The organism is Glutamicibacter sp. AOP38-B1-38 (assembly GCF_052377485.1).
Taxonomy (GTDB): Bacteria; Actinomycetota; Actinomycetes; order Actinomycetales; family Micrococcaceae; genus Glutamicibacter.
This window is the reverse complement of the sequence record NZ_JBQSWU010000006.1, coordinates 109373-124542: the sequence shown is the minus strand read 5'-3', so window position 1 is coordinate 124542 and position 15170 is coordinate 109373. Positions and strand designations below refer to the sequence as shown.

The following is a 15170-nucleotide window of genomic DNA, read 5'->3' as shown; positions in this document are numbered from 1 at the left end:
TGGTACTCACTTTCGGATTGGGGCCGGTAGCTTTTGGCTACTTACCTGCCAGCGAGATGCCGTGCTCTTCGGTCAGATCCTTGTACTTGGTAGCCAGTTCGTTCCATTCGGAGACAACCTCTTCGCCCGAAATCTCGTGAGGGGAGAGCATGTTCTGTTCGTTGAAACTCTTGTAGCTATCGGTGCCCACTGCGTCCTTGATCGAGGCGACGAGCGTTTCCTTCGCCTCATCGTCCAGGCCCTTCGGTGCCGCGATGGCGCGGTACTGGGACACCGGCACCTCATAACCTGATTCGATGGCGGTTGGTACATCCGGAAGGAATTCGTTGCGCTCCTTGGAAAAGACCACGATTGGAGTGACGGTACCTGCGTCGATCTGCGGCTTGGCTTCGCCGAGCTGAACTGTGGAAACCTGAACTTGATCGCCCATAACTGCTGTCAAAGCCGGGGAGCCCGAATCAAAGGGAACCGTGGTTCCCTCGATGCCGGCCTGTGCCAAGAGCAGCGCCTGGGCCAGCTGCGAACCGGTGCCAACGCCCGTGGTGCCGAAGGAGAGCTTCTTGTCGCTGTTCTTAATATCATCCAGATTCTTCACGCCCGAGTCGGTGCTGGCGACCATCACATAGTCGTCCTGGGAAAGCCCCATGAGGACATCCAAGTCGTCGAGGGAGACCGCTTCTTCTTCCGAAACCGCCAGCGGAGTGATGGTGATCAGCGACGCGTTGAGCAGGATCAGGTTCTGGCCATCGGCATCCAAGGCCGCTACTTCCTGAGTAGCCAAGGCGCCGTTGGCACCGGGCTTATTCACGACGGGCATAGCAACGCCTAGTGATTCGGCCATGCCTTCGGCGGCGGCGCGGGCAATCAGGTCGGTGGAACCGCCAGGAGCCTGGCCCACGGTGAGCGTTACCGGTCCGCTTGGGAACTCAGCGGATGAAGAGCTGCCGCCGCCCACGTTGCCGCCACATGCGGTCAGAGCCAGAGCCGCGCCGGCTGCGGAGATTGAGAGGAGAGTGCGTCGGGTCATGCGATTTTTCACGGGAAGATCTCCTATGGTTTCGAGTGTATGAGTCCTAATAAAGCCGATCTCGTGAGTCAGCTCACCATTTAGGTCTCCGGTACAGCCTAGAAAACGGATATGATGCATGTCCAAGGTCAACTATGCATGGAATGATTCCCGAAAGGTATCAAGTGTTCACTCTGGATCAGGCCCGCAGCTTCGTTGCGGTAGCAGAAGAGCTGCATTTCGGACGGGCCGCTGAACGTCTCAATATGACGCAACCTCCGCTGAGTCGGCAGATTCAAAAACTGGAAAGATCCGTCGGAGTTGAGCTGCTCGAACGAGATAACCGCCGAGTGTCACTCACCGCTGCCGGCCACGCATTCCTCGCCGATGCCCGGCGGCTTGTGGTTGCCGCCGAACGGGCGCCGGATAACGCGCGGCGCATTGCAGCGGGCCAGCTCGGTGAACTTCGCATCGGGTTTACCGCCGCATCGGGCTTTAGCCTCTTAGGTCCGCTGCTGGCCGAAATCACCGAACAAATGCCCGAGGTCCATCTGGATCTCGTGGAAATGGTTACTAGCGAGCAGGTAGGCGCCCTGCTCGACGGGGATCTGGACCTGGGGCTCGCCCGGCCGCCCTTTGACGAGAAGCTCTTCGAATCCACCTTGCTCTTCTCCGAAGGCCTGTTCGCCGCGGTGCCTACGGGGCATCGGCTTGACCTGCTGCAGCGAGAACTCATTTTTGATGACCTCCGCGAAGAACCATTGATCATGCACTCTTCGACCAAGGCGCGCTACTTCTACGATCTGGTGGTCCGCCGGCTGGATGTCGAGCACAAGAACGTGCGCCATACCGTCAGCCAGATCCTCACCATGATCGCCTTGGTCTCCGCCGGGCGCGGTATCGCGATTGTTCCGGAAAGCGCCAAGCTGCTGGGCGTGCACGGGGTCAGCTACCTGCGGCTAGGAGAGGTCACCGACGATCCCGTGCAATTGCACGCCATCTGGAGCAAGACCTCCCGCAACCCGGCCCTCGAACGCCTGGTGGAGATTGTGCGCGGATCACTCCACGGCTAATGATGCTCGTAGGGTATCAAACAATATAAATATGGGCTTGGACAGGCATCATGCTTGCTCCATACGCTGGGGACAACGGATTCAATCCACCCACCTTCCGTCGATGCACCTTGCGACGGATCAAGAAAAGGACCATCCCCCATGGCTCAGTACACTCCCGCCGAACTCGCCGACAAGCTCAAAGACGGACTGCTTTCCTTCCCGGTCACCGCGTTTGATGCTGACCTTGAAATCGACGAGCCAACCTACCGCCGCCATCTGGATTGGCAGTCGAGCTTCGAGGTCGCAGGCCTGTTCGCGGCCGGCGGCACCGGCGAAGGCTTTGCCCTGATCTCAGAGGAAGCGGCCAGGGTTGTTCGCATGGCTGTGGAAGAAGCGGGCTCACGAGTTCCGGTGCTCGCCTCGGCCGGCGGTTCGACCAAGCAAGCCATCCAGAACGCCCAGGACGCCGAAGCTGCAGGCGCCGAGGGGTTGCTGCTGCTGCCTCCATACCTGACCGAGTGCGACCAGGAAGGCCTGTACCAGCATGTCTCCTCGATCTGCTCCGCAACCAAAACCGGCGTGATCGTGTACAACCGCGCCAACGCCGTCTACTCGGCGGACACCGTGGCCCGACTGGCAGAGAACCACGAGAACTTCATCGGCTTCAAGGACGCCAACGGGGACATTGAGCACCTGACCAAGGTCTATGCCAAGAACGGTGACCGCTTGTTCTACCTCGGCGGCCTGCCCACCGCCGAGACTTTTGCGCTGCCACTGCTGCAGCTGGGCATGAGCACCTACTCCTCGGCGATGTACAACTTCGTCCCGGAATTCGCCCTGGACTTCTACAAGGACGTGCGCGCCCAGGATCGCGTGGCCGTCAATGAAAAGCTCAACCGATTCGTATTGCCGTACCTGGATATCCGCGACCGCGTCAAGGGCTACGGTGTCTCCATCGTCAAGGGCGGGTTGAAGGCCATCGGCCGCGACTCGGGTTCGGTCCGCCCACCGCTGCAGAACCTCACCGAGCAGGACCTTGCGGATCTGAGCGCACTGATCCAGCAGGCAGGCATTGTGCCCGCCGAGGCCACCCACTAAGCCAAGCCGCGTACATCACCGGCAAATCAACACGTCGAATCAGGAGTAAACATGACCACCAATACTCAGAATTTGAGCGGGCAATCAATCCTTGCGGGTGCTGCTACCACCGGCAACGGCCGCGCCGTACACGGCTACAACCCTGCCACCAATGAACCGCTGGAGCCGGCTTACTCGCTTATCCATCTGGATCAGCTGAAGATCGCCACCGCGGCGGCGGCCGAGGCTTTCGAATCCTTCCGCTCGCTGGAGCCCGCGAAGCACGCGGATTTTCTGGATGCGATTGCCGAGAACATCGAAGCCGTGGGTGCCGAGCTGGTGGCACGCGCCATGGCGGAAACCGGGCTTCCCGAGGCGCGCCTGACCGGCGAGCGCGGGCGCACCACCGGGCAGCTGCGGCTGTTCGCTAAGGTGATCCGCCAAGGCGACCAGCATGGGGTCCGCGTTGATCCGGCACTGCCCGATCGCGCCCCGCTCCCGCGCGTTGACATTCGCCAGCGCAAGATTGCCGTGGGACCGGTTGCGGTCTTCGGCGCCTCCAACTTCCCGCTGGCATTCTCCACCGCGGGCGGAGACACCGCCTCGGCGCTGGCCGCTGGCTGCCCGGTTATTTTCAAGGCACATAACGCTCATCCTGGCACTAGCGAGATTGTCGGTCGGGCAATCAGCAAGGCCGTTGCGGACTTCGGCCTGCACCCGGGCGTCTTCTCGCTGGTTTATGGTCCGGGCGCGACCATCGGCCAGGCCCTCGTAGCGGATCCGGTGATCAAGGCAGTTGGATTTACCGGTTCGCGTTCGGGCGGCACGGCACTAATGGCTACCGCGGCCGCACGTCCAGAGCCGATTCCGGTCTACGCCGAGATGAGCTCCATCAACCCAGTGATCTTCTTTGCCGGTGCGCTGTCCGAAGATCCAGCCGCGCAGGCAAAAGCCTACCTGGGTTCTGTCTCCGGTTCCTCGGGTCAGCTGTGCACCGCACCTGGATTGGTCTTCGTGCCTACCGGCGCTGGCGGTGACGCCTTTGCGCAGGCCATCAGCAGCCAGGCTCCGAATACCGCGGGGCAGACAATGCTGACCGAGGGCATCTACAACTCCTGGATACAGGGTGTCGAGGCCTTAGGCGGCCAGCCGGGCGTCGAGCTGTTGGGTCGCGGTACCGAAGGAGCCGGTCAGAATGCACCGGCACCTGCCATCTACTCCTCCTCGGTAGAACAGCTGCTGGAAAATCCGGTGCTTCAGGATGAAATCTTTGGTGCGGCTTCGCTAGTGATTCGCTACGATTCTGCTGCCGAACTGGTCACCGCGCTGTCAAAGTTGGAAGGCCAGCTCACCGCGGCCTTGCAGCTGACCGATGCTGACCACGAGACCGCTGCCGCGGTACTCCCGACCTTGGAAACCAAGGTTGGCCGTATCCTGGTCAACGGCTGGCCAACGGGCGTTGAGGTGGGCCACGCAATGGTGCACGGCGGGCCGTTCCCAGCCACCTCCGATCCGCAGACCACCTCGGTAGGTACGCTGGCCATCGAACGTTTCTTGCGCCCGGTCGCCTACCAGAATTTCCCCAATGCCCTGCTGCCACGGCCGATCGCCAAGGACAACCCTTGGAACCTGACCCGACGCATTGACGGCACCCTGACAACCACCGGAGAGTAGTCGATGAGCAGCCAGCCAACTATCGCCTCGATTCAGGTCATTCCTGTCGCCGGACATGATTCGATGCTGTTGAATCTCTCCGGCGCCCATGGCCCGTTCTTTACCCGCAATATCGCCATCATCACCGACTCCGAGGGCCGCACCGGCCTGGGCGAGGTTCCCGGCGGCGAAGCGATCCGGTCAACCATCGAGGAAGCCGGGGTACTGCTTACCGGTGCTCCGGTCGCGAAATACCGTACGCTGCTGCGCCAGGTCGCTGCCCGTTTCGCGGACCGGGATTCCGGCGGACGCGGTGCGCAGACCTTTGACCTGCGCACCACCGTGCACGCGGTGACGGCCCTCGAATCCGCTTTGCTGGATCTGCATGGCCAGTTCCTCGGTGTGCCGGTGGCCGAGCTGCTAGGGGACGGGCAGCAGCGCGATGCGGTACCAATGCTTGGCTACCTGTTCTATGTGGGCAACCCGGATCAGACCGACCTTCCGTACCTGCGCGAACCACAGGGCGCAGATGCCTGGGGGCGCGTGCGCCGGGAAGAGGCCATGACTCCCGAAGCCATTGTCCGCTTGGCCGAGGCGGCCCAGCAACGCTACGGTTTCAAGGACTTCAAGCTGAAGGGAGGAGTTCAGGATGGTGACGCCGAAGTCGATGCCGTCATCGCTCTGAAGCAGCGTTTCCCCGAGGCTCGAATCACCTTGGATCCCAATGGCGGATGGCTGTTGAAGGACGCGATCCGCTTGGGCAAGCGCATGGCCGGCGTCGTGGCCTACGCCGAGGACCCATGCGGTCCGGAGGGGCGCTTCTCGGGACGCGAGGTGATGAGCGAGTTCCGCCGGGCCACCGGACTGCAAACCGCCACGAACATGATCGCCACCGACTGGCGGGAAATGGCTCACGCGGTGCGCACCAACGCGGTGGATATCCCGCTAGCCGACCCGCATTTCTGGACCATGTCCAGTTCGGTGCGCGTCGCCCAGCTCTGCGACGAATTCGGATTGACTTGGGGGTCGCATTCGAATAACCACTTCGATATTTCGTTAGCCATGTTCACTCAGGTCGGCGCCGCGGCGCCGGGCGAGATCACTGCCCTGGATACGCACTGGATTTGGCAGGATGGCCAGGGACTCACCGAGGATTCGCTGCTGATTCGAGATGGCGAAATCAAGGTTCCGCAGCGCGCAGGTTTAGGTGTCGCGCTGAATATGGATCGGGTGCAAGAAGCTCACGAGCTGTATCTCGAACACGGACTGGGCTCACGCGATGATGCGGTCTCCATGCAATATCTGATCCCCGGCTGGACCTTCGATGCGAAGAGTCCCGCCCTGGTTCGCTAGCGGGCAGCAGTAGAATCTGAATAATGTGCCATGGACGGTGGGGATAATTTCATACTTATCCCTACCGTCCATGGCCGTGAATAACCTCGGACCTGGCAGCACCATCTTTGGGCGAGAAAGGGCAACATGCAAGGAGTATTGCAAGGATTTGCCATTGTCCTGATCCTCATCGGTATCGGCCTGGTGACCTCGATAGCCTTGCCGCGAAAACGCGTGGCAATTGCCCAGGGGCTGACCCCACTCATCTTCTACATCACCAACCCCGCGCTGATGTTCACCCTGCTGGCAAGCACGGACCTGCATGCGGTTATCGGAGTATTCACCCCGATAGCATTGATCACCGCGGTACTGACCGGTGCGCTGTATGCGATGGTCGCAAGGCTGGTTTTTAAGACTCCGGCCCATCGCCTGCCCGCCGCGGCCATGTCCACGAGCTACGTAAACGCCGGAAATATCGGGGTGCCGCTGGCCCTGTACGCGGTGGGGAGCACCAACCCTGTGGTCTCGGTGCTCATTGCGCAGCTGCTGATCATTGCACCGGTCTACCTGTGCATGTTTGCGGTGGTCTCCCGAGCTCCGCGCGGCGACACAGGCAATATGCCGCTCGCGAAGACGATCCTCAAATCCATCGCCAATCCGGTCACCATTGCTACCTTGCTCGGCGCGGTCTTCTCGTTCTTTGGCTTGCGGCTGCCCGAAGTCATTCACGCTCCGGTGCAAATGCTCGGCGACGCGTCGATCCCCCTCTTGCTAATGGCCTTCGGCATGGCGTTGTACGGCCAGCGTCCGCTGTCCGATAAGGACCTGCGAGGCGAAATCTATCTGGCGACCGCGTTCAAGGTGATTTTCATGCCGGTGCTCGCCTGGCTCGTGGCCCGATTCGTCTTTGGCCTGGCTGGAATCGAGCTTCTCGGCGTGGTGATCATGGCGGCGCTGCCCACCGCGCAAAACGTCCTGCTATTCTCCCAGCAGTTCAAACTGCCAGTTGCTGTGCCCCGAGAAGTGGTGCTGACCAGCACCTTGCTCACCATCCCGGTAGTACTGCTGGCAACGTTCCTGCTGGGCTAGGCTGGGCTGGGCACAGATGAAAAGTGCGCTTCAGCCGTTTTCATGCCTGTCCAAGGGGAGCGACAAAGCGTGCAGCCTCCTGCCTCGCCGTTCGCGGTCGATTCGCAAAACCCAGAGCACACGAGCGAGCCCAGGCAAGCCCGCATGATTGCCGGCTTGCCTGGGCTCCGCTTTTTCTATTCTGAGAACTTCGGCGAATGGGCGCCGGGATGCTTGCCTGCGGCATATGGCTTTTGCTTGAGCATCCACCGGACAATCAGCGCGATGGCTATCAGCAGCACCGCCAACATGATTGTGCCAGCATTCAGCCCCAACCCGTGAATGAACAGGAAGGAAAGTGTGCCGCCAGCCAAGCAATAGTAGATCGTGACGAGGATCGTCTTGCGAAGCAAGTCACCTTCGCGCCCTAGCAATCCAACAGTCGCCGAGGCGGCCACGATGTTATGGATGGAAATTGGATTGCCACCAGCACCACCGATGGCCTGTGCCGCCACAATGGACTCCGGAGGAACCCCGATCTGAGCCCCTGTGGAAAATTGGAACTGCGAGAAGGTCAGGTTCGAAATCGTATTGGAGCCTGCCACGAATGCTCCCAGCGCACCGATCCACGGCGCGATAAGCGGCCAGAAGCCCCCGGAAATCGCCGCGGCCCCTTCGGCCAACGTCACCGGAATGCTGGAGAGCCCCGAATTATTCAGTTCCGGTCCCGATTGGATCAGGATGCGCACCAGCGGAACGGCGAAGAGCAATGCAACGGCGGTGCCAAAGAGCTGCCCTGCCGACACCTTGAATGCGCGCGCAATTTGGGCGCCGTTCATCTTATGCAAGACGAAGGCAAAGACGGAAGCGAGGATAAGCACGAAGCCGGGAAGGTAGAACGGTTGGATACTGGTGCTGATTCCGGTGCCGAGAATGTCCGCTACTGGAATCGCCAGTCCCGTCAGGAATGCTTTAAGATCCGGGATCACTCGAGTCGCGACCAATAGAGTGCCCATCAGAATATAGGGCGCCCAGGCGCGCAGCACGCCCATGCGCCCGGTAAGGTCAACGGCCTTGGCCGATTCGAGGGAGCCCATCCAACGCTCGGACCAGGTCTCCTTGGGCCCGAAGTCGAAGACTTCCTTGGGCATCAGGAATCCACGGCTGGAGGTAAACATGACCAGTGCGAGGCCGATCAGCCCGCCGAATAGCGAAGGGAATTCAGGACCGAGGAAGCGGGCAGTAAGTACGGAGGGGACCGTCATGGCGAGGGATGCGTAGATGGCGAAGGGCCATACGGCCAGACCGTCCCGGAAGCGGCGTTCCGGTCCGAAGAATCCGGTGAGCATGCAGACCATGATCAAGGGAATGAGCAAGCCGACGATGGCGTGGATTATTGCGACTTGCAGTCCGATTGAGCCCACGAACTCCGGCATGGTCACGCCCAGCACGCTGATGCGTTCTGCCACCGCAGGATCGCCACCGAGCCCCTGCTGGACACCAATCAGGATCGGGGTGCCCACCGCGCCGAAACTCACCGGCGTGCTCTGGATGATCAGGCCCACCATCACCGCGGCCATAGCCGGGAAGCCCAAGGCCAGCAGCAACGGTGCGACCACGGCGGCGGGAGTACCGAAGCCCGAGGCCCCTTCGATGAAGCTGCCAAATAGCCAGCCGATGATCACCGCTTGGACGCGACGGTCAGGAGAAATGTTGTTGAAGCCAGCCCTGATGGTGGACATTGCGCCACCAACTGTAAGCGTCGCGAGCAACAGCAGAGCGCCGAACACAATGTAGAGCATGGTTGCCGCGACGACGAGCCCCTCAATCGAGGCTGCAAGCACACCGCTGAAGTCCATTTTCCAGACGAACAGTGCTACCAGCACCGCAACGACATATCCGACCGGCATCGCGAATTTCGCGGGCCAGCGGAAGCCTGCGAGCAACACTCCAACCACTAATATCGGCGCCAGCGCGAGCAACGCGAGCACAGCTAAGTTGTCCATATTTCTGATCCTCTCTGACCATACTTCCGCAGAGTTCCAGTCTGCGTCCAGGCAGCTTCACTTAGTGCGAGAAACCAATCACCTTATGGTCAGACCACTATGGTCTGACCATAAGAGCATAACCTATTCTCACATAAATTGTGAGGGTAGTCACGCAATGGATTGTGCCACAGCCGCCGAGAGGACCGCGAGGGGAAGGGGCATTGAAGTTCTGACCTCACCAGAAAACCTGCGGACCCCAAGCTCCGCCTCTCTGGATCCAGTTACATTTAGCCTCAATATTTCCAGCCGAATTGGCCTGCCGTCACAGAAACGGCGCACAAACCGCTCGTCACGCCACCTTTGATCTGGCACCAAAAACGATCCCGCGGTCCAAAGGGGCCGCGGGATCGTTATTTTGCTACTTGGGGCCTTGCAGAGTCTTAGGTCAGCGTCCAGGAGCGCTTGGACAGCCCGTACCAGAAGCCGTCGATTGCCGTCTTCGCGTCGATACCGCCGGATGCATAGGCGGCACCGAGGGATACGTACAGCGGCGCCCAGTGCTCGGAGCGAGGATGAGCCTCGCGTGCCGCCGGCGCCTTGTGCATGAAATCTAGGATAGAGTCCACATCTCCGCGCGCCATCGCCTCTTCGGCCCAGTGGTCGAATTCGCTAGAGGCCGCCGGCGGAGTGGAATCGGCTCCCGCGGCAGGATTGAACCAACGCAGATTGTGGGTGGTGAACCCCGACCCGACAATCAACGTTCCGCGGTCGCGTAACGGGGCCAGTGACTTTCCGAGTTCGAACAAGCCAGCTGGATCCAAGGTCGGCATCGACATTTGCACCACCGGAACGTCGGCATCCGGAAACATTTCCTTCAACGGCACATAGGCTCCATGGTCGAGCCCGCGAGTCTCATCGCGTTCCACGTGGTGGCCATGTATTGCGGTCAGCCGCTCAACCTCGGCAGCCAGGCCTGGAGCCATAGGCGCGTCATAGCGTACGTCATAGTACTTCTGCGGAAAGCCCCAGAAGTCATAGACAAGTTCGTTTTTCTGCTGCGTGGCACTCAGCGTCACCGGAGCATTTTCCCAGTGCGCGGAGATCATCAGAATGTCCTTGGGCTTTTCGATGGCGCCTGACCAGTCAGCTAATTCGCTGGTCCATCGGGCATCATCGGCCAATGGCGGTGCGCCGTGGCTAAGGAATAGGACTGGAGGGAGTTCTGCTGGCTGCGTCATGAGACAAGGATACACTCAAGTTTATTGAAGCTTCAAGTAATTAGCGTTGTTATCCATGGCACCACCCCGCCGCGAAACGCATCCTGCGCACGGTGTCTGCAACCGCACCATGGTCTTATTTGCGAGCTAAAAGTCGATGACCGGGCCGGAGATACCTAGAATGGTAACCATGCACGATGAAAAGCTGCTTTCCGAGGTGGAAAAAGAGTTCACCACCACCCTGCTTCGCGCCCGCCAAACAATCCGCGAACGCGCCAGAGCGATCCATCCGGAGCTGCAGGCACCGGGCTACCGGATTCTGTCCTTCTTGATTCACCACGATGCACAGCAGCAAGGTGTCCTCGCCGAACACCTCGAACTGGACAAGGCCACCATTTCTCGAATGGTCAAGCAGCTTGAGACCATGGGGCTCATTACACGTACTTCGGATCCAAACGATGGCCGAGCCCAGCTGGTTTCGGTCACCGGAAAAGCGCGCGAGGCCTGGAAAGTCAGCGGGAATACCCTGCGCGAGCGGCTTCACCGCCGCTTGTCCGAATGGGACGAAACGGATGTGCGACGTTTCGCCGACCTGCTGCACCGTATGAATGAGGAAATCGAAGATCCCCAATAATCCCGGTTACTCGAGAAGCGCCATGAAATCCTCGGTATTCAGGGATGCTGCCGCCGCCATTTGGTCCGAATCCCCCAGCACCTCGTTGAAGAGCTGGGTCTTCCTTGCCTGCAAAGCCAGGACCTTGTCTTCAATGGTGTCCTTCGCAACCAACCGGTACACATACACCGGCTTATCCTGACCGATGCGGTGCGCCCTGTCGATAGCCTGGGCTTCGGCCGCGGGATTCCACCACGGATCCAGCAAAATGCAGTAGTCCGCTGCGGTGAGGTTAATGCCGAACCCTCCGGACTTGAGCGAGATGAAGAAGACCGGGAATTTGCCGAGCCCAAAATCCTCGATGAGCTCTCGGCGCTTTGCCCCGCTGGTGCTTCCGTCCAGGTAGCCGGTTTCAAAGCCAAGGTGCAGGGCAACGCCGCGTGCCTTGGACAAGAACGAGGTGAACTGGCTAAAGACCAAGATCTTATGGCCTTCGGCCACCGCGTCTTCCAGCAGCGAATGCAGCAGTTCAAGTTTCGCGCTTGGGCCGGTCCCTTCATCGACAAGCGAGGGATCCAAGGCAAGCTGGCGAAGCAAGGTCAGCGACTGCAAAATCTTGAACCGGTTGGAATCCACGTCTTGCACCAGACCCAGCACTTCCTGGCGAACACGCTGGAAACGCCGGTCGTAGGCTTTGCGGTGCGCCGATTCCAGATCCACGTAAATGACCTGTTCGGTCTTCGCCGGAAGGTCCTTGGCCACCTGTTCCTTGGTCCTGCGCAGGACAAACGGACGCAACCTGCTCTTCAGCCGTTGCATTCGCGAGCCATCCCCCGAAGCGATGGGCTTGGAATAGCTGTCCTTGAAGGCCTTGAGCCCACCGAGCAGGCCGGGCGCGGCTAGTGAAGTCAGCGCCCAGAGTTCCAAGAGGTTGTTTTCCACCGGAGTGCCGGTGACCACAAACTTGCACGGCACTTGAATCTGGCGCACCTGCTTATATCCCTTGGAAGCGTGGTTCTTGACCATTTGCGCTTCGTCCAGAATCAGCACCGAAAAGCCCATCGCTTCAAAGCGCTCGAAATCCAGCCGGAAAATTGCGTAGCTGGTGATCACCAGCTGCGCATCGCCGATTGCTTCTGCCACGCTCGAGCGGCGCTTGGTGCTTGTCTCGCCCAGCGCGGTGGTGCGAAGCTGCGGCGTGAATTTGGCCGCCTCGCTCGCCCAGTTGCCTACCACCGAGGTAGGCGCGACCACCAGATATTTGGCCTCCGGATCCTCGTGACGGGCTTTGTCCAGTGCGGCGAGCAACTGAACCGTCTTACCCAGTCCCATGTCGTCCGCGAGCACACCGCCCAACTGATGGCGGCGCAAGAAATCCAACCAGTTGAGCCCTTGCTGCTGATAGTCGCGCAAGGTGGCGGTGAAGGATTCGGTGACCTGCACCGGCTCCGGACCATCCGCCCCGGTCAGTTTCGCCATCGCGGTGAGCCACTCATTTTCCTGAGCTTCGATAATGCCCAGCGCTACCAGTTCTTGCCACCAGTCAATGCTCAACCGGTGCATTCGCACTCCCGAGGATGTGCTTTGCGCCAGTTCACCGGCTTCCGCAATGAGCTGGCGCAAGACATGGAACTCTTCGCCATCGATGGGAACCACCCGAGCGTCTTCCAGCACCAGGTAGTCATCCCCGGCGCTGAGCGCGCTGAATAGCTCGACAAAGGGAATATTCTGGTCGGCAAGCTTGATATCGACGTCCAGGTCGAACCAATCGTTGCTCGATTCGCCGGCCCCGATGCTTACCACGGCTTGCCCCTCGGCGACTCGGTACTCGGGGACTGCGGTCTGCTCGTCGACGTGCACATCGGGGTGCTCACGCAGCAATGGCAAGGTATCAAGCACAAAATCGATGCTCTCGCTGGTGTCCAGGCGCAGTGCTGCGAAGCTTCCCGTGTTCGTCTGCACCAGAGGGTGCTCGGAACCGACTTTGTCCAGGATGCTGCGCACGATCAGTCGTTCGGTTTTCCGCTGGCGTACCCCCGCATCGGCATACTGCCAGGAGAAATCTCCGGTCAGTTCGTTGCGCGAATGCCGCAGTTCGAGCCGCAGCATTGGCCGCGCCGGTTCCGGTACGTCGAAACTTCCATCGGTGCTGCTCAGCGGCGCAACGAGACGCAACCGGGACAAGAACGATTGGTTGAAATCGGATATCTGATCCGCCGGAATTTCCACCGGACCATTGCGGATAAGATCTATGAGCTCGTTGGTAATCGCCGGTTCGAAGCAGGCAAGGTGCAAGGAGCCGCCCTTGTCCGGTGCCCCGTCAGAGAACACGGCCGCGGCCGGTGGCCTGCCCAGCGCGATCATGGATTTCGGGAATCCCTCCGGAGCCGAAATCTTGGGATCCAGGGTAAGCCCGGTGGGGCCTTGCCTGAAATCGACAAAACCCGTCGCAGGTGATTGCGGGAAGTCGAGGGGTTCCTTCGTCTTGGCGGCCACGATCGCGACACCCGAGTCGCGGATGCTTTTCAGACAGTGCGCCAGCTCTTCACCGGGCAGGGCGTTGAGGGTTACCCAATCGTTGCCCCAATGATTGTAATAGTAGGCTTCGCCCTGTCGCAGCGTCAGAGCGTGCAACTCCATCATCGCCTTGCGTTGAGTCTCATCGAAACGCTTGTCATGTTGCAGATTCGCCCATGAGACGCCGCTTTGCACCCAGGGCGAGCGGCTACCCGGTTGGGCCGGGCGCACTTTGATGTCATAGGACTCGGCATGCCGATATCGTTCATGAACTACCGAGACCAGCATGCCCAGCGCCAGGATATCGGCCTCGGGTTCCGCCACGGGCAAGAGTGCTTGCAAGGATCGTTGCCAGTGCGGAATCGGCCGCGGGCTCGACCCGTCATGGGGGTTGAGGCTGGAGTCGTCGCTGACCGTCAGTTCTTCATCCGGGTTGCGCGTCAGGTACAGCCCCAGCGCGGCGATGTGCTTGCACGGTCCGTCCAGTTCCTTGGCCGAGCAGTTAAAAACATAGTGGACTTTTCCATTATTCAGTTCCAGCTGGATGAACGCATCGGCGTCGGCCACGTCGGCGTGGACACGACTCATCCCGCCGGTCTGCACCCAGCGGTACGGGTTCACCTCACCCGACGAATGGATGAGGCTGCCCTCCATCATCGTTCGGGCAGCGAAATACCGGTTCAGCTCGGGAAAAGACAGCGTGTATTCCATGTCCACCATTCGTTGCAGCTCAGGTCCAAGGGAAGCGGTAGCTCAAGTCTATTTGCTTGCCCGACAAAATACCTCGTACCCTCGGCCACTGATGCAACGCCGAATTCCGCTGGAATTCATGCCGTGCCATTCATTGAAACTTCGACAAGCAAACCCGGTAGCTTTCCCCTTGAGGGATAGCTACCGGGTTGATCCTTTTGCCCTAGCGCGTCTGCGAATAGAACCAGGTGATGTGTTCTTCCAACAACTGCGCTGCACGTTCACGCTGGTTGGTGGCGAAAGCGTGGTGAATGGCCTTGTGCTGGCGGCGGAGCACGCGCACGATCAGCTGCCACGACTCGTCATCAGGAATTGATTCGGAGACGTAGTGGCTAATCGAGTTTCGCAAGGATTCCATCATGGTCTCCACCACCGAATTTCCCGCCATGGAGGCCAGCAACACGTGGAATTCGGCATCGATCCGGTGGAACGCGTCGCGGGAAAGCTGCGGGTCATCCATGCGCATGATCAACACCGCGGTGCGGTCAATGACCTGCTGGGCATGCGCCGGATTTCGCGGATTCATCTGGGCGGCCCAGGTTTCCATCAAGATTCGGGATTCAACTATTTCGCGAACGTTGATGCCTTTCGCAGCCAAGTGCATGCGCAAAGCTTGAGAAATACCCGCGGACGGGTTGGAGATGATGACAGCGCCGGAGTTCGGGCCGGAACCCGTCGAGGTTCTGACCAAGCCCAGCACATCCAGCACGCGGATGGCATCGCGAACCGATGCCCTGGAAATCTGATGCTGCTCCGCGAGCGCACGCTCGCCGGGGAGCTGGTCCCCTATGGCGAGTTTTCCGGAACGGAGGTCTGCCTCGATTGACTCAAGGACGACCTGGTACGCACGCGGGGCTGGAGTAATAGACATCAGAAGACCATTTTAGCCTTGAA

At 60.1% G+C, this 15170-nt stretch carries 11 protein-coding genes; 6 read left to right on the top strand and 5 right to left on the bottom strand.

The genetic code is table 11. From position 1 onward, the window contains the following. Positions 1-37 precede the first annotated feature (37 nt). A complete protein-coding gene (locus ACT3TP_RS05345) occupies positions 38-1039 on the bottom strand; it encodes a tripartite tricarboxylate transporter substrate binding protein (RefSeq protein WP_255248317.1) in 1002 nt (333 codons plus the stop codon). A gap of 152 nt (positions 1040-1191) precedes the next feature. On the opposite strand from ACT3TP_RS05345, the gene ACT3TP_RS05340 reads away from it, so the two are divergent. The 5 genes from ACT3TP_RS05340 (at position 1192) to ACT3TP_RS05320 (ending at position 7212) form a co-directional block, all read left to right on the top strand. Next, positions 1192-2079: a LysR family transcriptional regulator gene (locus tag ACT3TP_RS05340; protein WP_096283176.1), complete on the top strand. Its 888-nt coding sequence runs from the start codon at positions 1192-1194 to the stop codon at positions 2077-2079. A 141-nt stretch (positions 2080-2220) separates the two neighbouring features. Next, positions 2221-3159 carry a 5-dehydro-4-deoxyglucarate dehydratase gene (gene kdgD, locus ACT3TP_RS05335; RefSeq protein ID WP_444619736.1) on the top strand — a complete coding sequence of 313 codons (939 nt, stop codon included), beginning with the start codon at positions 2221-2223 and terminating at the stop codon, positions 3157-3159. A 51-nt stretch (positions 3160-3210) separates the two neighbouring features. Next, positions 3211-4812, top strand: a complete 1602-nt coding sequence (locus ACT3TP_RS05330) for an aldehyde dehydrogenase (NADP(+)) (RefSeq protein ID WP_444619734.1) — start codon at positions 3211-3213, stop codon at positions 4810-4812. Between the two features lie 3 nt (positions 4813-4815). Next, positions 4816-6144 (top strand): enolase C-terminal domain-like protein, encoded by a 1329-nt coding sequence (locus tag ACT3TP_RS05325; RefSeq protein WP_444619732.1) that lies wholly within the window; start codon positions 4816-4818, stop codon positions 6142-6144. Positions 6145-6270: 126 nt separating this feature from the next. Beyond that, the gene (locus ACT3TP_RS05320; RefSeq protein ID WP_096283180.1) at positions 6271-7212 is read left to right on the top strand and encodes an AEC family transporter; all 942 of its coding nucleotides are present in this window, start codon (positions 6271-6273) and stop codon (positions 7210-7212) included. A 176-nt stretch (positions 7213-7388) separates the two neighbouring features. Here ACT3TP_RS05320 and ACT3TP_RS05315 read toward each other — a convergent pair whose 3' ends face one another. Then, on the bottom strand, positions 7389-9197 hold the full coding sequence (locus tag ACT3TP_RS05315; RefSeq protein ID WP_096283181.1) for an L-lactate permease: 1809 nt from the start codon (positions 9195-9197) through the stop codon (positions 7389-7391). Between the two features lie 422 nt (positions 9198-9619). Next, a complete protein-coding gene (locus ACT3TP_RS05310) occupies positions 9620-10417 on the bottom strand; it encodes a dioxygenase family protein (RefSeq protein ID WP_444615711.1) in 798 nt (265 codons plus the stop codon). A 169-nt stretch (positions 10418-10586) separates the two neighbouring features. On the opposite strand from ACT3TP_RS05310, the gene ACT3TP_RS05305 reads away from it, so the two are divergent. Next, positions 10587-11030, top strand: a complete 444-nt coding sequence (locus ACT3TP_RS05305) for a MarR family winged helix-turn-helix transcriptional regulator (protein ID WP_176484056.1) — start codon at positions 10587-10589, stop codon at positions 11028-11030. A 6-nt stretch (positions 11031-11036) separates the two neighbouring features. Here the strand turns inward: ACT3TP_RS05305 and ACT3TP_RS05300 are convergent, their stop codons facing one another. Beyond that, entirely contained in the window at positions 11037-14237 is a 3201-nt protein-coding gene (locus ACT3TP_RS05300; RefSeq protein WP_444615712.1) for a DEAD/DEAH box helicase, read from the bottom strand. A 202-nt stretch (positions 14238-14439) separates the two neighbouring features. Continuing rightward, complete coding sequence (locus ACT3TP_RS05295; RefSeq protein ID WP_444619730.1) at positions 14440-15147, bottom strand: FadR/GntR family transcriptional regulator; 708 nt, start codon at positions 15145-15147, stop codon at positions 14440-14442. Between the last annotated feature and the right edge of the window lie 23 nt (positions 15148-15170).